This is a genomic window from Leifsonia sp. 115AMFTsu3.1 (assembly GCF_004362795.1).
GTDB lineage: Bacteria > Actinomycetota > Actinomycetes > Actinomycetales > Microbacteriaceae > Leifsonia.
Window position 1 is genome coordinate 191731 of sequence record NZ_SNYB01000001.1, and the last position, 16090, is coordinate 207820.

The 16090-nt window shown below is 71.1% G+C and carries 16 protein-coding genes; 10 read left to right on the forward strand and 6 right to left on the reverse strand.

Going from position 1 to position 16090, the window contains the following annotated elements; all coding sequences use genetic code 11:
* The first annotated feature begins 6 nt into the window (after positions 1-6).
* The gene (locus tag AXZ95_RS01045) at positions 7-1911 is read left to right on the forward strand and encodes a PRD domain-containing protein (protein WP_018189134.1); all 1905 of its coding nucleotides are present in this window, start codon (positions 7-9) and stop codon (positions 1909-1911) included.
* A gap of 121 nt (positions 1912-2032) precedes the next feature.
* Here the strand turns inward: AXZ95_RS01045 and AXZ95_RS01050 are convergent, their stop codons facing one another.
* From AXZ95_RS01050 to nucS, 4 genes are all read right to left on the reverse strand, one after another.
* The gene (locus tag AXZ95_RS01050) at positions 2033-2470 is read right to left on the reverse strand and encodes a hypothetical protein (RefSeq protein ID WP_018189135.1); all 438 of its coding nucleotides are present in this window, start codon (positions 2468-2470) and stop codon (positions 2033-2035) included.
* Positions 2471-2573: 103 nt separating this feature from the next.
* Positions 2574-3251, reverse strand: coding sequence for an HAD hydrolase-like protein (locus tag AXZ95_RS01055; RefSeq protein WP_018189136.1), 678 nt, complete (start codon positions 3249-3251; stop codon positions 2574-2576).
* A gap of 37 nt (positions 3252-3288) precedes the next feature.
* On the reverse strand, positions 3289-3708 hold the full coding sequence (locus tag AXZ95_RS01060) for an SseB family protein (RefSeq protein ID WP_018189137.1): 420 nt from the start codon (positions 3706-3708) through the stop codon (positions 3289-3291).
* Positions 3708-4403 (reverse strand): endonuclease NucS, encoded by a 696-nt coding sequence (gene nucS / locus AXZ95_RS01065; RefSeq protein WP_018189138.1) that lies wholly within the window; start codon positions 4401-4403, stop codon positions 3708-3710. The genes AXZ95_RS01060 and nucS overlap by 1 nt, the downstream gene beginning before the upstream one ends.
* A gap of 45 nt (positions 4404-4448) precedes the next feature.
* Between nucS and AXZ95_RS01070 the strand changes: the two genes are divergently transcribed.
* Positions 4449-5495, forward strand: a complete 1047-nt coding sequence (locus tag AXZ95_RS01070; RefSeq protein ID WP_018189139.1) for a lactonase family protein — start codon at positions 4449-4451, stop codon at positions 5493-5495.
* Between the two features lie 41 nt (positions 5496-5536).
* On the opposite strand, the gene AXZ95_RS01075 is transcribed toward AXZ95_RS01070, so the two are convergent.
* Complete coding sequence (locus AXZ95_RS01075) at positions 5537-6799, reverse strand: MFS transporter (RefSeq protein ID WP_018189140.1); 1263 nt, start codon at positions 6797-6799, stop codon at positions 5537-5539.
* Positions 6800-6868: 69 nt separating this feature from the next.
* Here AXZ95_RS01075 and AXZ95_RS01080 point away from each other — a divergent pair, with 69 nt between their 5' ends.
* Positions 6869-7960, forward strand: a complete 1092-nt coding sequence (locus AXZ95_RS01080; RefSeq protein ID WP_018189141.1) for a LacI family DNA-binding transcriptional regulator — start codon at positions 6869-6871, stop codon at positions 7958-7960.
* A gap of 4 nt (positions 7961-7964) precedes the next feature.
* Positions 7965-9173, forward strand: a complete 1209-nt coding sequence (locus tag AXZ95_RS01085; protein ID WP_018189142.1) for an amidohydrolase — start codon at positions 7965-7967, stop codon at positions 9171-9173.
* Between the two features lie 74 nt (positions 9174-9247).
* Here AXZ95_RS01085 and AXZ95_RS01090 read toward each other — a convergent pair whose 3' ends face one another.
* On the reverse strand, positions 9248-10588 hold the full coding sequence (locus tag AXZ95_RS01090) for an MATE family efflux transporter (protein ID WP_018189143.1): 1341 nt from the start codon (positions 10586-10588) through the stop codon (positions 9248-9250).
* Positions 10589-10657: 69 nt separating this feature from the next.
* Between AXZ95_RS01090 and AXZ95_RS01095 the strand changes: the two genes are divergently transcribed.
* The 6 genes from AXZ95_RS01095 to AXZ95_RS01120 all read left to right on the forward strand — a co-directional run bounded on the left by AXZ95_RS01095 (position 10658) and on the right by AXZ95_RS01120 (position 16087).
* On the forward strand, positions 10658-11293 hold the full coding sequence (locus AXZ95_RS01095; protein ID WP_018189144.1) for a hypothetical protein: 636 nt from the start codon (positions 10658-10660) through the stop codon (positions 11291-11293).
* A 106-nt stretch (positions 11294-11399) separates the two neighbouring features.
* Positions 11400-12446: a hypothetical protein gene (locus AXZ95_RS01100; RefSeq protein WP_051087264.1), complete on the forward strand. Its 1047-nt coding sequence runs from the start codon at positions 11400-11402 to the stop codon at positions 12444-12446.
* Positions 12447-12515: 69 nt separating this feature from the next.
* Complete coding sequence (locus AXZ95_RS01105) at positions 12516-13451, forward strand: ABC transporter ATP-binding protein (RefSeq protein WP_026306994.1); 936 nt, start codon at positions 12516-12518, stop codon at positions 13449-13451.
* Positions 13448-15142: an ABC transporter permease subunit gene (locus AXZ95_RS01110; RefSeq protein WP_018189147.1), complete on the forward strand. Its 1695-nt coding sequence runs from the start codon at positions 13448-13450 to the stop codon at positions 15140-15142. Before AXZ95_RS01105 ends, AXZ95_RS01110 begins: the two co-directional genes overlap by 4 nt.
* A gap of 14 nt (positions 15143-15156) precedes the next feature.
* Positions 15157-15630, forward strand: coding sequence for a MarR family transcriptional regulator (locus AXZ95_RS01115; protein ID WP_018189148.1), 474 nt, complete (start codon positions 15157-15159; stop codon positions 15628-15630).
* Positions 15631-15667: 37 nt separating this feature from the next.
* Positions 15668-16087 (forward strand): hypothetical protein, encoded by a 420-nt coding sequence (locus AXZ95_RS01120; protein WP_231374292.1) that lies wholly within the window; start codon positions 15668-15670, stop codon positions 16085-16087.
* Positions 16088-16090: the final 3 nt, after the last annotated feature.

Here is a 16090-nt window from a genome sequence, read left to right on the forward strand (position 1 = left end):
TCGCTGGTGGCGCTCTCGGCGAAGCAGACGAGGATGCTCGACATCCTCGCGCGTCGTGCTGCCTGGGTGACGGCTGCCGAGCTCGCGCACGACATCGGGGTGACGACCCGGAGCATCCGCAGCTACGCGGCAGCGCTCGGCGATGTCGTCGAGTCCGGATCGAACGGCTACCGGGTGAAGCCCGAGGCCTACGCCGCCTACCTGGCGGGCGACGGCACGTCGGAGACCGGAACGGCGGGCTCCCCGCAGGAACGGCTCGTCTTCCTCGCCCGGCGCCTGCTTGACGAGCCGGACGGGATCGACGTCTACGAGACGGCCGAGAGCCTGTTCGTCAGCGACTCCACGATCGAGTCGGACCTGACGAGGATGCGCGGCCTCCTCTCCGGCACGGAGCTCGCCCTCGAACGCCACGGCGCCGTGGTGCAGCTCCTCGGGCCCGAGATCGCGCGGCGGAAGCTGCTCAGCCGGTTGTTCCGCGACGAGATGCGGCAGAGCGTCGTCGACGTCGCCCGCATCCAGGAGGCGTTCGGATCGAGCGGTCTGGTCGACTTCAAGTCCGACCTCGTCGCGATGCTCGACGCGCGCGGCTTCTTCGTCAACGAGTACGGCATCAACGACGTCCTCCTGCACATGGCGGTCGCTCTCGACCGCGTCGCGAAGGATCGGGTGCTCCCCGCTGTCGAGGAGCCGGAGGCGAGCGAGACCATCCGCTCACTCGCGCATGACCTGGGGCAGCTGATCGAGCGGCATTTCGGCACGGCGCTCGACACGACCGAGCTGCGCTACCTGGCCATCCTCATGCGCACGCGCGTCATCGCACCCGGCGCCGGGCGCGACACGGTGGAGGAGTTCGTCAGCCCGGCCGACCTGGCGGTGGTCCGCGGCATCGTGGACCGCGCATCCACCGAGTACCTCGTCGACCTCCATGACGAGAACTTCATCGTCCGCCTCACCCTGCACGTGCAGAACCTGGTGGCCCGGGCGCACGAGAACACCTACTCGCGCAACCCGCTCACCCGGTCGATCAAGAGCTCGTACCCGATGATCTACGAGCTCGCCGTCTACATCGCCAGCCGGCTGCAGTCGGCCGAGGGCATCGAGGTCAACGACGACGAGATCGCCTACATCGCGATGCACGTCGGCGCCTACCTCGAGCAGCAGTCACGGCGGCGGGATGCGGTCACCTGTGCGGTGGTGTGCCCCAACTACTACGACATGCACATCCTGCTGCGCGACCGACTGGAGAGCACCCTCGGCGACGAGCTCGACATCACCAGCGTCATCACGTCGACCGACGCCGACTGGGACGCCATCGATGCCGACCTGGTGCTGACCACCATCGACCCGCGCGGGCGGCGCGAGAACACGGTCATCGTGCAGCCGTTCCTCACCGAGACCGACGTGGAGCACATCCGTCAGGCCGCGTCCCGCATCCGCCGTCAGCGCCACCGCGCGCGGATCAAGAGCGAGCTGCTGGAGTACTTCGACGAGAGCCTGTTCCTGCGGAACTTCTACGCACGCGACCCGATCACGATGATCCGCGCCCTCGGCGACCGGATGATCGCGGCTGGCGCGATCGACCAGGAGTACGTCGACCAGACCGTCGAGCGCGAGCAGATGTCGTCCACGGCGTTCACCGACTCCCTCGCGGTGCCGCACGCCATGACGATGAGCGCACACCGCACCGCGATCGCGATCGTCGTCAACGACACGGCGATCGACTGGGGCGACGCCCGGGTCAACGTGATCGCGTTCATCGCCTTCTCGGCGGCGGGTCGCGCGTCCTTCCAGACGGTCTTCGACCAGTTCGTCGAGGTGTTCTCCGACCGCGAGACCGTGCTCGGCCTCATCCGCCGTGCCGACACCTTCACCGCCTTCATCGACGAGCTCGTCCGCATCATCGACGCCTGACCGTGTCGCCCCCTACGCACAACCGCCCACCGTCGAGTCCGCAAAAACTGACCGGAAATCGCGTGATTCCGTGCAGTCTTTGCGTAGTCGACGGTGGGCGGCGGAGTGCGAGAAGGAGGTGTTACTGGTTGGCGGTGACGTTGTACGTCACGGAGACGCCAGGAGTCTTCACCGAGACCGTGTAGGTGTCGTTGGTGTAGACGGCGGACGTGTCGGTGGCGCCGGGCTGCTGCGTGAAGCCCTTGCCCTCGAGCGCGGACTTCGCGTCGGCGAAGCCGTTCTTGCCCGACGGCTGGACGGTGACCGACCAACCGTTCTCCTTGTCGCCACGGGCGACGACGACGGTGCCGTCGACGATGGGCACTTCGTCCTTCGGGAAGTCGGAGGGCAGTTCCTCGGACTTCGCGTCCTCGGACGAACCGGCCGCCGACGAGGACGACGACGCGGGCGTGTGCGAGGAGACGTAGTTGGTGTTGCCGCCGCTGGAGCAGGCCGCCAGCGAGCCGATGGTGAGGGCCGCCACGATGGCAGCCGGAACGAACGGATTACGTGTGCGCATATGGATTCCTAGTGCTGTATTAAGTGCGGTTTCGCAACACATCAGCCTACCCGTGAGCGCACCGGGCCGCCTAGTCCGTGTCGGTGAACAGTGGCGGAAGCGGTCAGCCGAGCAGCAGAGCGCTCAGCTGGTCGGCGGAGTGCACGACGGCGATCGCCCCGGCGGCCTCGGCCGGCGAACCGTAGCCCCACTCGACGAGGATGGTGGGCAGACCGTGCGCGCCTGCACCCTCGACGTCGTACTGGCGGTCGCCCACCATGACGGTGTGCTCGAGGTCGACGCCGCGCTCGCCGAGGCGGCGCAGAGCCTCGGCGACCACATCCGCTTTGGCGCTGCGGCTCTCGTCGTCGGTCGCGCCGGTGATGACGTCGAAGTACTCGGCCAGGCCGAAGTGCTCGAGGATGCGGGTCGCCTGCGCTTCGGGCTTGCTGGTCGCGATGGCGAGGGGGATCCCGGCCGCGTGCAGACGCTGCAGCAGGCCGCGCACTCCGGGGAAGACGGCGGAGTCGAACGCGCCGTGGGCGGCGTAGTCCTCGCGGTAGACGGCGAGGGCGTGGCGAGCGGCCGGCTCGGTCATGCCGCCCAGGCTCTGCAGCGAGTCGAGCAGCGGCGGGCCGACGTACTCGAGGAGCTGGGCGGGGGACGGCACCGGCTGACCGATCGTCGCGAACATGCGGGCGAGCGACGACGTGATGCCGGGTGCCGAGTCGGTGAGGGTGCCGTCGAGGTCGAAGAGGACGCAGGTCCAGGTCCGGGTGACGGTGGTGGTCGGGTTGGTCATAGCGGTCCTATGGTATGTGACGTATCTGAAGCGCAGGTCAGCGCTCGCCGAGGGCGGATTCGATGTGGGACCGCGCGACGACCATGGTGTGCGCGGCTCCCGGGTCGAACTGCACGGCGACGAACTCGGCGGTGTGGATGAATCCCAGCGCCTCGAGCGCCGGCACGATGACCGCCTGCACGCGCGCTCCCTCGCCCTCCGCCGACTGGGCGACGGCCGCCCGGAGCGCGTTCATCGACGTGAAGAGCGGGAGCACCGCCTCGCCGGTGGTGGAGCTGATGGTGCGCAGCCGGGTGTCCTGCGGAGTGGAGCCGGTCACATCCACCACCAGGCCGCCCTTCACCGCGGTGGCGAGCAGCGCATCCAGGTTCTCCAGAGTCGGCTCGGCGGCGAGAGCGGTCAGGGCCGTGCGGACCGGGACGTTCTCGTAGCTCTGGGGGAAACGCGGCTGGGCCATCAGAACAGCCTGCTGTCGCTGTCGTCGAGGCCGCGCATGGCGTCGTAGTCGAGCACCAGGCAGCGGATGCCGCGGTCCTCCGCCAGCGTGCGCGCCTGCGGCTTGATCTCCTGAGCGGCGAACACGCCGGTGACCGGGGCGAGGTGCGGGTCGCGGTTCATCAGCTCCAGGTAGCGCGTCAGCTGCTCGACGCCGTCGATGTCGCCCCGTCGCTTCAGCTCGACGGCGACCGCAGCTCCCGCGGAGTCGCGGGCGAGGATGTCGACCGGGCCGATCGCGGTCATGTACTCCCGGCGGACCAGCACGTGGCCGTCGCCGAGAAGGTGGATCTGCTCGGCGAGGAGCTTCTGCAGGTGCGCCTCCACGCCATCCTTCTGCAGCCCCGGGTCGATGCCGAGGTCGTGCGCGGTGTCGCTGATGATCTCGTGGATGGACACGACGAGCATGTCGGCGGTCTTCGCCTGGGTGACGCGCCAGACCTCGCGGATCCCGGCCGCGCGCTGCAGCTCGTCGGGCTCGTCGACGGTCAGCGTGCACGGCGGGCTCATCCAGTTGAGCGGCTTGTACGACCCGCCGTCGGAGTGGACGAGGAGGCTGCCGTCGGCCTTCAGCATCAGCAGCCGTGTCGCCAGCGGCAGGTGCGCGCTGAGCCGCCCCGCATAGTCGACGGAGCAGTTGGCAATGACGAGGCGCACCGCAACATCCTAAGTGCAGCCGGGGACGGTGGTTGGATGGTCGGCATGGCCCACGAGCTCCTCATCGGCACCTACACCGAACGCCTCCCGCACGTCGACGGTCACGCCGAGGGGGTGCTCAGCGCCCGCTTCGACGGGTCGGACGTGACCGATGTGTCGGTCGCGGCGCGGGTGGCGAACCCGTCCTGGGTGACGGCCGCGCCCGGTGGTGAGCACGTGTACGCGGTGACCGAGACGGAGCCCGACGGTGGCCTCGTCGCCTTTGCGCGCGCGGCCGACGGCTCGCTGACGGAGCTGGGCTCGGCGTCGAGCGGCGGGCCGTCTCCGGCGCACGCGGTGGTGCACCCGAGCGGGCGATTCCTTATCGCGGGGACGTACGGCGGCGGCACGGTGTCGGTGTTCGCGCTCGCCGCTGACGGATCGCTCGGAGAGCGCACCGCGTTCGTGCGGCACGAGGGCCGCGGACCCGACCCGGAGCGGCAGGATGCGCCGCACGTGCACCAGCTGAGCGTCGACCCCGTGAGCGGCGATGTCGTGGTCGTGGATCTCGGCATCGGCGAGGTGCGCTGGTACGCGTTCTCGGATGCCGGCGCGCTGACCCTCCGCCCCGAGGCGACCGTTGTGCTCGGTTCGGCGGGCCCGCGGCACCTGGCGTTCCATCCCGACGGCCGTCACGTGGTGCTGGTGAACGAGCTCGATTCCAGCGCCGACGTGCTGCGGCGGGAGGGCGACCGCTTCGTGCGGGTGCAGAGCACGACGACCCGGGCCGACGGGGCCGACGGCGACAACCTGACCGCCGCCGTGTGCATCAGCGACTCCGGCCGCACGGTGCTGGTGAGCAACCGCGGGGATGACGCGGTCGCGATCTTCGCGTTCGACGCCGAGGCGTCGCGGCTGAGTCTGGTGGACTCCGTCGCGGTCGGTGGCCGCACGCCGCGTGACCTCGTGATCGCGCCCGGGGGCGACCGGGTGCTGGCGGCCTGCCAGGACAGCGACGAGATCGCGGTGCTGGCGTTCGACGATGCCGAGCGCAGCCTCCGTCTGCTCGGGACCTCGCCCGTCCCGACCCCGGTCTGCCTCCGCTTCGTCTAGCGCGGCGTCAGGTCGAGCGCTGCATCAGGTCGAGCGTGGCATCAGGCGGGGTCGGGGGAGGCGGCGCGGCGCTCCGTGGGTGCGTCGACCGGGCGCACGGCGGGTGCCGCCAGGAACGCGGCGACCAGCAGCGCGAGCACGAGGAACAGCGCGTTCAGGAGGCCGAAGTGCTGGCCGAGGAAGCCGATCAGCGGCGGACCGGCCAGGAAGGCGCAGTAGCCGATGATCGCGACCGCGGAGACGCGTGCGGCGGGGTTCGCGGCGCCGTCGGCGGCCGCCGACATCCCGAGCGGGAAGCCGAGCGAGACGCCGAAGCCCCAGAGCACGGTTCCGATGACGACCAGCCACATCGGGCCGCCCACGATGAACAGCACGAGGCCGACGGCGCCCATGCCGGCGGTGATCCGGATGGCATTGACGCGGCCGATGCGGTCGACGATCGGGCCGCCGACGACCCGGCCGACGGTCATCGCGACAACGAAGAAGCCGAACACGAGCGCGCCGACGGAGTTGGCCTGACCATGACCGTCGACGACGGCCAGCGAAATCCAGTCGTTCGCCGAGCCCTCGCCGAACGCCATGCCGAGCATGACGACGCCGATGAGGATGAGTCGCCAATCGGCCCACACGGCGAGCGAGGTGCGCATGCGCTCGCCGAACGGGATGCGCTCCTTCTCGGCCGCCTCGTCGCCGAGTTCGGCCTCGCGCGGGATGTAGCGGACGGCCACGATCGCGATCGCGACGATGACCACGGCTGTCCCGAGCAGGTGCCAGACGACCGCGACGCCCAGCGCTGCGGCCGCGGCACCGATCCCTGCGCCGAGCACCGTGCCGAGACTGAAGCACGCGTGCATGAGCGGCAGAAGCGTCTTCCCGATCTCACGCTCGACGGCGGTGGCCTCGACGTTCATCATCACGTCGACCATGCCGTTGCCGAAGCCGAGCAGGATGAGCCCGACGGCGACCGAGGGGATGGAGTGGAAGGTCGTCGCTCCGAAGCCGATGAACAGGATGCCGATGGCGACGATCACGAGGCCGGCGACCATCCCGCGATGCGGACCGAAGCGGACCAGGAGGGGGGAGGAGACGGTGAGGCCGAGGATGGCGCCCACCGACATCCCGAGGATGAGGAGCCCGACCGCCGAGGGGTCCTTGCCCAGTCCCAGGTCGTCGCGGATGCCCGGGATGCGGGCCACCCAGGTCGCGAGGGCGAGCCCGGAGAGGATGAAGATGACGAAGACCGCGTTGCGCCAGGCGGTGAGCTCGCGACGGGAGCGCGTGGTGGTCGAGATCGGCTGTGACATCGGGCGAATTCCTGTGGGTTCGTCTGCTCGAATCGTTTCGATCGAAACGATTCGACTAAGCTATCACACGTGAACGAACCCAGCACAGCCCCTGCGGCCGTCCGGCCCACCCTGGCCGCGGTCGCCCGCCTGGCCGGTGTGTCGAACTCCACCGCATCGCTCGCGTTCTCCGGAACAGGCCCGGTCTCCGACGCCACCCGCGAGCGCGTGCTCGCCGCCGCGAAGCGCCTCAACTACGCCGGGCCCGACCCGCGGGCGCGGTCGCTGCGCCGCGGCCGCTCCGGCATCGTCGGTGTCGTGATGGAGGAGCGCGTGCGCGACGCCTTCCGCGACCCCATCAAGATCGCCCTGCTCGACGGCATCACGGAGGAGATCGGCGCGATCGACGCGGGCCTCCTCATCCTCACCGACGCCGGCGAGGCCGCGCAGCGGATCGAGGACGCCCCGATGGATGCGGTCGTGCTTGTCGGCTGCAGCCCGCGTCTCGACGAGTCGGTGGCGACTCTCCGCCAGCGCGGCATCCCGCTCGTCGCGATCGAGGGAGACCCGGCCGACGGCGTCCCGACGATCGGTCAGGACAACCGGGAGGCGACCCGCGTCGCCGCCCAGCACCTCTACGACCTCGGCCACCGCGACGTCTCGGTGGTGACGCTGTCGCTCACACGTGATCGCGCGCGCGGACCGCTGACACCGGACCGCCTGGCGGCGGCCAGCTCCACCACCGCGCTCGACCGGCTCGCCGGCGCCCGGGACGTCTTCCCGGACGCCCCCGGCTGGGTCACGCGCGGGTCGTTCGTGGAGGAAGGACGCGCCGCCGGCCGTGCCCTCCTCGCCGACGCGCGGCACCGGCCGACCGCCGTCATCGCCCAGAGCGACCTGTTGGCCGCGGGCGTCATCCGTGCGGCCGAGGAGCTGGGTCTGGAAGTGCCGTGGGATGTCAGCGTCGTCGGTTTCGACGGCGTGCGCGTCGACGGCCTCTGGCCGTACGATCTCACGACGCTCGTTCAGCCCGCCGTCGAGAAGGGACGTGCCGCGGGACGGGCGGTCGTCGAGATGCTGGAGGGCGGGGAGCCGATTCCCTCCACATTCACGAGCGTTTTCCACCAGGGCAACACAACGGCGGCTCCACGGGTCTCCTCGGGGGCGCCGGTCGTAGGCTGACGGCATGGATCTCGAAGCCCTCTACCGCGACCTTCACGCCCACCCCGAACTCGCCTTCACCGAGCACCGCACGGCCGGCATCGTCGCCGAGCGGCTGACCGAACTGGGGCTCGAGGTGCACACCGGCATCGCCACGACCGGCGTCGTGGGCGTCCTGCGCAACGGCGACGGCCCGACCGTGCTGCTCCGAGCCGACATGGATGCGCTCCCCGTTCGCGAGCAGACCGGGCTCCCGTGGGCCTCGACCGAGACGGTGACCGACGAGGCGGGCAACGCCGTGCCGCTGATGCACGCGTGCGGCCACGACATCCACATCACCTGCCTGCTCGGTGCCGTCGAGGCGCTGAACGACTCGCGCGGCGAGTGGTCCGGAACCCTCGTCGCCCTCTTCCAGCCTGCTGAGGAGCACGGCGGCGGAGCTCAGGTGATGGTCGACGACGGTCTGTATGAGAAGGTGCCGGTTCCGGATGTCGTGCTGGGGCAGCACGTGCTGCCGTACCCGGCCGGGATGGTCGGCGCGCACCCCGGTGCGGCCATGGCGGCGGTCGACACGATGGAGGTCACGCTCCACGGGCGCGGCGGTCACGGATCCCGGCCCGAGACGACGATCGATCCGGTGGTGATGGCGGCGGCGACGGTCATGCGCTTGCAGACGGTCGTGTCGCGCGAGATCTCGCCGCAGGACACCGCGGTGGTGACGGTCGGCAGCCTCCACGCCGGTACGAAGAACAACATCATCGCGGCCGAAGCCACGCTCGGGATCAGTGTGCGCAGCTTCAACGAGGAGGTCCGGCAGCGCGTGCTGGACGGCGTCCACCGCGTCATCGCGGCGGAGTCGCAGGCGTCCGGCGCCCCGAAGGCTCCGGATATGGAGTGGGGGGAGCGCTACCCCGTCACTGTGAACGACCCCGAGTCGACCGAGCGGGTCAACGCGGCCTTCGCGGCCGAGTTCGGGGCCGATCGGGTGCTGCACCCCGGCGCGCTCTCCGGCAGTGAGGACGTCGGCAATCTCGCGACGGCGGCCGGTGCCCCGCTGGTCTACTGGATGCTCGGAGGGGCCGACCCGGAGACGGTGCTCACCGCGATGGCGGCGGGCACGGTCGACACCGATATCCCGACCAACCACTCGCCGTTCTTCGCGCCGCTTCCGCAGCCGACGATCGACACCGGGGTCCGGGCGCTCGTGGTCGCTGCGCGGGAGTGGCTGGCGTAGGGGCTCACTGGGAGCATCGGCGCTCCCGTGCCGCCTGCGCCGGCGGTGGAGGCGTAGCGGCCGAAGCGTGAGGGTCAGATTGTCGCGCCCGCACGCATCCACGTGCGGGAGCGAGCGCGCAGACCGAGCGTGAGCGCGCGGGCGCCGATGTAGCCGAAGGCGAACGCTGCGGTCAGGGCGGCCAGGCCGGTCGCATCGTGCCCGCCCCAGACGGCGGCGGCGACCGCGAGCGGGACGAACACAGCCACGTTCGCGAGGCCGGTGAGGGCGAGATACCGGGCGTCTCCGGCGCCGATGAGCACCCCGTCGAGCACGAACACGTACCCGCCCAGCGGGGCGCCTGCGCCCACGATCGCCAGCGACAGGGGCAGCAGCGCGGCGACCGACGGATCGCTCGTGAAGACGCGCGCCGCGACAGGGCTCAGCGCGATCGTCACCAGGCCGAGAACCGCGCCCGCGCCGATTCCCCACTGCACGCACCGGCGCAGCACCGCACGGACGTTCTCGAGGTCGCCGGCCCCCAACCCCTTCCCGATGAGTGCCTGCGCGGCGATGGCGAGGGCGTCGAGGGCGAAGGCGAGAGTCGCGAACACGGTCATCGTGACCTGGAAGGCGGCGAGTTCGTCCGGTCCGAGACGGGTTGCGGCGAAGACCGCCAGAAGCATGGCCGCACGCAGGCTCGCCGTGCGGAGGAACAGCCAGCCGCCGGCACGCGCCGTCCGGCCGATGCCGGTGTGATGGGGGAGGAGGGAGGCTCCGACCCGGCGGGCGTGACGGGCGACGATGATCGCGTACACCAGCACCATCGCCCACTGCGCCGCGACGGTGCCGAGCGCCGACCCGCGGATGCCCAGTCCGGCAACGTAGATGAACAGATAGTTGAGCACGATGTTCGCGGCGAAGCCCGCGACCGCGACGGCGAGCGGCGTGCGGGTGTCCTGGAGTCCGCGCAGCAGCCCGGTCGCGGCGTAGACCAGCAACATGGCCGGGAGCCCGAGCATGGACAGGCTCAGGTACTGCGTCGCCTGCTCGCTGACCTCGGACGACGCTCCGAACAGACTCACCAGGAACGGCGAGGCCGCCCACCCCGCGCCGGCGAGCACCACTCCGAGCACGAGCGCGAGCCAGCAGCCGTCCACGCCCGCCGCGACCGCACCGCGCTCGTCGCCCGCTCCCAGCCGCCGCGCGACAGCGGGAGTCGTGCTGTAGGCGAGGAACACCATCAGCCCAACGATCGTCTGCAGCACCGCACTCGCGATGCCGAGACCCGCGAGGGGCGCGACCCCGAGGTGCCCGACCATCGCCGAGTCGGCCAGCAGGAAGATCGGCTCCGCCACCAGAGCCCCGAGAGCGGGAACGGCGAGGCGGAGGATCTCGCGGTCGACCGGGCGGCGGAGAAGGGTGCTCACGACCATCCACGCTAGCCCGCGCCGCCGACGTCGTGTCGTCGGACCGATGTCGGTGGCCCTTCCTACAGTGGAGCCATGAGCCACCTGATGCCGGAACCCCTCGCGACCTGGACCTGGCGGCTCGAGCGCGTGCGCAACGGTCGCACGGTGCTCACCCGGGCCCAGGCGGCGACCGCGCGCACCGACCTCGTGAACGACCGCGCCGCGCATCCGGCCGACTACGCCGACTACGAGGAGGAGTACGCGACGGCTCTCGACGAGCTCGAGGTGCTGTCGCGGCAGGCCAACCGGCACGACGACCTCCTGTCGGTCATGGCAGCGGACCGGCGAGCGGCCGAGCGAGAGGCCGCCGCGAGCGGGACGGCGTCGGCGGGTGGGTCGACGAGCACGTCGGCAGCTCGCTCCCTCACCTCCCTCGCGACCGAGCACGACCGGGTGGCAAAGGGGCTGCCGGAGGCGCTCGACCAGTGGGTGCACCGGCTGATCCGGTACCGCGCGGGCGTGAAGATCATCACACCGATCGAGGCGGCGCGGGCTGAGATCCGTCTGCGCAACGAGGCAGACCTGCAGCCCGCCGCATACCGCACGGGCGTCGCCGCGGCGTACTACAACCGGGTGATCCGTGAACTCGGCGAGATCGCCACGGCGGAGCGTCCGGGCCGACGGGATGCTCCCGGGCTGGCGCGCGGGCTCGGCGCGGCGCTCGTCTGATCGGTTCCCGCATGGGGTCGCGCCGGCCGTGTCCTCAATGGCGGGGCGCGGCTCGGCGAACCGCCACTACGATCGAGCCATACGCGTGAGCTGAACGGGGGGCGCGGTGAGTCCGAACGAGGCGGCAGAACTGCTGGGGGTGTCGCCGGGAGCGACAAGCGACGAGGTGGAGCGCACCTATCAGGCGCGGCTCGCTGAGGCTGGTGGTGACCCGCAGCGCCGTGATGCCTTGACGGCGGCACGGGATGCGCTGGTCGCGGCATCCGCCTGGCAGCCGCCCTACCCGCAGAACGCGCCGACGCAGCCGTATCCGCCACAGAACGGGCCCGCGCAGCCGTATCCGCCGCAGAACGCGCCCGCTCAACCGACGCAGCCGTATCCGCCGCAGAGCGCGCCGACCCAGCCGCAGCCTCCCTTCGCCCCGCAGCAGCCGTACGGCGCGGCCCCCCAGCCGCCGAGCGGAGGGCCATACCCCGGCGCAGCGCAGGGCGGCTACCCGACGCCCGGCTATCCGCAACAGGGCTACGCCCGGGCCGGCCAGCCGCAACCCGGCCGGCCCCAGCCCGGCCAGCCCCAGCCCGGGCAACCCGCGCCGGGCTACGGCCCCGGTGCCTTCGGTGCGTACCAGGGCTACCCGTCCCCGCCACCCCGCAAGCGCATGTCGACCGGCGCCATCGTGGGCATCACGGTCGGCGGGATCGTCGGCGGCCTCGCCATCCTGCTGGTCGCGGTGCTCGTCATCGTCTCGATCGGCGCCAGCACCAGCCGGATCGCGCAGGCCGAGAGCAGTTCCAGCGCCTCGCCGTACGAGAGCGACCCGGGCGACGGCTCGTCCGACGACCCGTCCGAGGAGCCATCGGACCCGGGCTCCGGCGACCCCGGTTCCGAGGATTCCGAGGTCGACGACTACGACGTCGACGGCGTTCACGTCCACTACGTCGACGGCTGGACCTTCGAGCTCACGCCCGGCCAGACCTGCGCCGGCGCGACCGTCACCGCCACGTTCGCCGACACCCCGGAGGGCGAGACGCTCGACTCGTGGACCACCACGGTCGACCTCGAGGCCGGGGTCCCGTACGACCTGACCATCCCCGACAGCGCCTCCGAGTACGACTACGCGGGCATCGAGTCGGTCCAGTGCGGCCAGGCGTGACACGGCGGCGCTGACACGCCAGAAAACACAACTTTCACAAATTACTGAAAAAGGCGTAGCATCCCGCCCATGGATGCAGTGATCGACGTCGCCGGTCTCGAGAAGAGATTCGGCCGCGTACGTGCTCTCGATGGCCTCGACCTGACGGTGACGCCGGGCGAGGTTCACGGCTTCCTCGGCCCGAACGGAGCGGGGAAGTCGACCACGATCCGAGTCCTGCTGGGTCTCGCCCGGGCCGACGGCGGCCACGCCACCGTCTTCGGGGGCGACCCGTGGAAGGACGCGGTCGCTCTGCACCGCCGCCTCGCGTACGTCCCGGGCGACGTGAGCCTCTGGCCCAACCTCTCCGGCGGAGAGGCGATCGACCTCCTCGCGCGTCTGCGCGGCGGCACCGCCGATCATGCGCAGTACGCCGCGCGCAAGAAGCGCCTCATCGACGTGTTCCAGCTCGATCCGACCAAGAAGGGCCGCGCCTACTCGAAGGGCAACCGGCAGAAGGTGGCCCTGGTCGCCGCGTTCGCGACGCCGGCCGACCTGTACATCCTCGACGAGCCGACCAGCGGACTCGATCCGTTGATGGAGGCGGTGTTCGACGCCGAGATCCAGCGCGTCGCGGCGGAGGGCGCCACGGTACTGCTGTCGAGCCACATCCTGTCGGAGGTGGAGCAGCTCTGCGACCGGGTCAGCATCATCCGTGCCGGCCGGACGGTCGAGACCGGGACCCTCGACGAGCTGCGCCACCTGACCCGCACCGAGTTCTCGTTCAGCGCGGAGGGCGTCGCACAGGATGCGCTGGCGGCCCTCCCTGCGACGCACGACCTGAACGTGGTCAGCGGCCGGGTGCGGTTCACGGCGGACAGCGACGCCGTGCCATCGCTGCTCGGCGCGCTCTCCCGGTTGGAGGTGCGCGGCCTCACCGTCGCGCCGCCGTCGCTGGAGGAGCTGTTCCTCCGTCACTACGGCGACGACGTCACCGCCGACGAACGTGTCGGGGCGTCACGATGAGCACGACCACCGCGCCGGACCGTCCGGCGCGCACCGGCGAGGCCGTCCCCCGCGCGACCGCGGGCGCCGTCCTCGGTGCGCTGATGCGCCAGCGCCTGCGCCGCGACCGCTGGCAGATCCTGATCTGGCTCCTGTGCATCGCCCTTCTTGCGATGTTCTCGGCATCCGCCATCGATCAGACCTACGGGGACGCGAACGCGCGCGCGCAGTTGATCCGCCTCGCGATCGCCGACCCGACCATCATCGTGCTCCGGGGGCTGCCGCAGGGCACGTCGCTGGCGGCGGTCGCCTTCTTCGAGATCTACACGTTCCTGGCCCTGCTCGCGGGGCTGATGAACACCTTCCTGGCCGTCCGCCATTCGCGAGCGGAGGAGGAGTCCGGCCGTGCCGAGCTGGTCGGTTCGACGCCCGCGGGGCGCCTGTTGCCGACCACCGCGACGGTTCTGCATGCTCTCGCGGTGAATGTTGCCCTCGCCCTCCTGACGGCTCTCGGATTCATCGGCGGCGGGCTCCCGGCGTACGGGTCGTTCGTCGCCGGCGCTGCGACCGCCGGGGCCGGGTTCGCCTTCTTCGCGGTCGGCCTGCTGCTCGCCCAGCTGATGAGCACCTCCCGCGGCGCCAACGGCTTCGCGGCCGCGGTCGTCGTCCTCGCCTACCTCGTGCGCGGGATCGGGGATGCGATGGGCACGCCTTTCGGCGACGGGACGCACCTGCGTTCCGCGTGGCCCACCTGGCTCAGCCCGATCGGATGGGGCGAGCAGTTCGCGCCGTACACCGGTGACGACTGGCGGCCACTGCTCCTGCAGCTCGGTCTCGCCGTCCTGCTGATCGCCGCCGTGTTCGGGCTGCAGGCCGTCCGTGACTCGGGTGCCGGACTCATCCCGGAGCGGGCCGGTCGCGCGACCGCGCGCCCGACACTCGGCGGCGTTTTCGGCCTCGCGTGGCGGTTACAGTGGCCGACCGTGCTCGGCTGGACGATCGGTGGAGCCCTCGGCGGCCTTCTCGCGGGCGCGCTGGGCAGCGTCATCAACAGCTCGATCGCCGACAACCCGGCGCTCTCGGGCATCCGCGACGCGATCGGCCGCATCGGCGGTGGCGGTTCCGGTCCGCTGACCCAGCTGTTCATCTCCGCGATCTTCTCCATCATCGGTGTGCTCGCGGCGGCGTGTGCGGTGCAGACGGTCATCCGGCTCCGGCAGGAGGAGGCCTCCGGCACGGCCGAACTGGTGATGTCGGCCCCGGTGACCCGGATGCGGTGGCTGTTCTCGTACGTCGCCGTCGGCGTCATCGCCGTGCTGGCTGTGCTGCTCGCGGGGGCCATCGCCTCCGGGCTGTCGGCAGTCGCCGCGGGAGAGGGCGCATCCACCTTCGGCGACTCGTTCGCGGCCGCCGCGGCGCAGGTGCCCGTCGCCCTCGTCTACCTCGGGGTGCTCACGCTGGTGTTCGTGCTCGTCCCGAGCTGGACGGCCCCGGTCGGCTGGGCGGCGCTCGGACTCGGGGCGTTCGTCGGCATCTTCGGCGGGTTGGTCAAGCTGCCGGAGGGCGTGCGGCACCTTTCGCCGTTCGCGGATGCGCCGGTCGTTGTCGGCGACGTCGACTGGACCGGTGGATACTGGATGCTCGGCATCACGGTCGTCGCGCTCGTCGGCGCCGCGGCCCTGATCCGCCGCCGGGATTTCGCGATCGGATAGACGGGACGGTGCCCATGGCCCAGGACGAGGCGGCGCTCGCCGAGGTGATGGAGCACTCCGCTGCCGTACTGACGGCCGCCGGGTTCCCGAAGATGCCGGCGCGCGTGCTGATGGCCCTCACTGTGACGGAGACGCCCGGGCTGACGGCCGCCGAGCTCGCCGAGCGCCTCGAGGTGAGCCCGGCGGCCATCTCGGGAGCCGTCCGCTACCTGCAGACCCTGGGGATCATCCGGCGTCTTTCGCAGACCGGGAGCCGGCGCGACCGGTACGAGATCCCGAGCGACTGGTACGCCCTCATGGTGCGCAACAGCCCCATCTACGGTGTGCTCGCCGACCAGGCGGAAGCGGGCCTCGCGGCGGTCGGAGACCCGGATTCGCCGGCGACCGAGCGGCTGCGCGACATGGCCGGGTTCTACCGCTTCATCCAGGGCCGCCTTCCCGGGATGATCGCCGAGTGGGAGCAGGTGCGCAGCGCCCGCCAGCAGTGACCGCACTCGGTCGGAGCCGCGCCGTTATGCTGTTCGCGTGCCACCGGTAGCCGACCTCGGGATGGCGACGGTGGGCCTGTGCGCCGCAGCCGTCGCGGCCTTCATCGTCGTGGTCGTACGCCGCCGCCGCTCGGCTGCCGAAGCGGCCGACACCGTGGCCCGGGCGACTGCCCGCATCGACGCCCTCACCGGCACGACGTTCGACACCGTCCGCTACCGCGGCGAGGTCCCGCAGCTGGTCTTCGAGGGCGACCTGACGCAGGTGATGACGGTGGATCGGCTCCCGACGGTCGTCCGTGGTTCGTCCATTCTTCGAGCGGGCCAGCCGGGTCACCGCCAGGCTCTGGCGGACCTGCGCGGGGAGACGGTCTTCGTCGCGCGCTTCTCGGCCGAGGGCGAACTGGTGCTCGAGTTCGGCACCGGGTCGCTCGTCATCGAGCCCTCGACGTCGGCGTGAGCC

Excerpts from the sequence above, each read along its gene's own strand:
- AXZ95_RS01085 (WP_018189142.1), top strand. The coding sequence starts at position 7,965 with ATGGATCTCGAAGCCCTCTACCGCGACCTTCACGCCCACCCCGAACTC.
- AXZ95_RS01115 (WP_018189148.1), top strand. The coding sequence starts at position 15,157 with ATGGCCCAGGACGAGGCGGCGCTCGCCGAGGTGATGGAGCACTCCGCT.
- AXZ95_RS01060 (WP_018189137.1), bottom strand. The coding sequence starts at position 3,708 with ATGGCCCAGCCGCGTTTCCCCCAGAGCTACGAGAACGTCCCGGTCCGC.
- AXZ95_RS01095 (WP_018189144.1), top strand. The coding sequence starts at position 10,658 with ATGAGCCACCTGATGCCGGAACCCCTCGCGACCTGGACCTGGCGGCTC.
- AXZ95_RS01050 (WP_018189135.1), bottom strand. The coding sequence starts at position 2,470 with ATGCGCACACGTAATCCGTTCGTTCCGGCTGCCATCGTGGCGGCCCTC.
- AXZ95_RS01110 (WP_018189147.1), top strand. The coding sequence starts at position 13,448 with ATGAGCACGACCACCGCGCCGGACCGTCCGGCGCGCACCGGCGAGGCC.
- AXZ95_RS01055 (WP_018189136.1), bottom strand. The coding sequence starts at position 3,251 with ATGACCAACCCGACCACCACCGTCACCCGGACCTGGACCTGCGTCCTC.
- AXZ95_RS01070 (WP_018189139.1), top strand. The coding sequence starts at position 4,449 with ATGGCCCACGAGCTCCTCATCGGCACCTACACCGAACGCCTCCCGCAC.
- AXZ95_RS01075 (WP_018189140.1), bottom strand. The coding sequence starts at position 6,799 with ATGTCACAGCCGATCTCGACCACCACGCGCTCCCGTCGCGAGCTCACC.
- AXZ95_RS01090 (WP_018189143.1), bottom strand. The coding sequence starts at position 10,588 with ATGGTCGTGAGCACCCTTCTCCGCCGCCCGGTCGACCGCGAGATCCTC.
- AXZ95_RS01105 (WP_026306994.1), top strand. The coding sequence starts at position 12,516 with ATGGATGCAGTGATCGACGTCGCCGGTCTCGAGAAGAGATTCGGCCGC.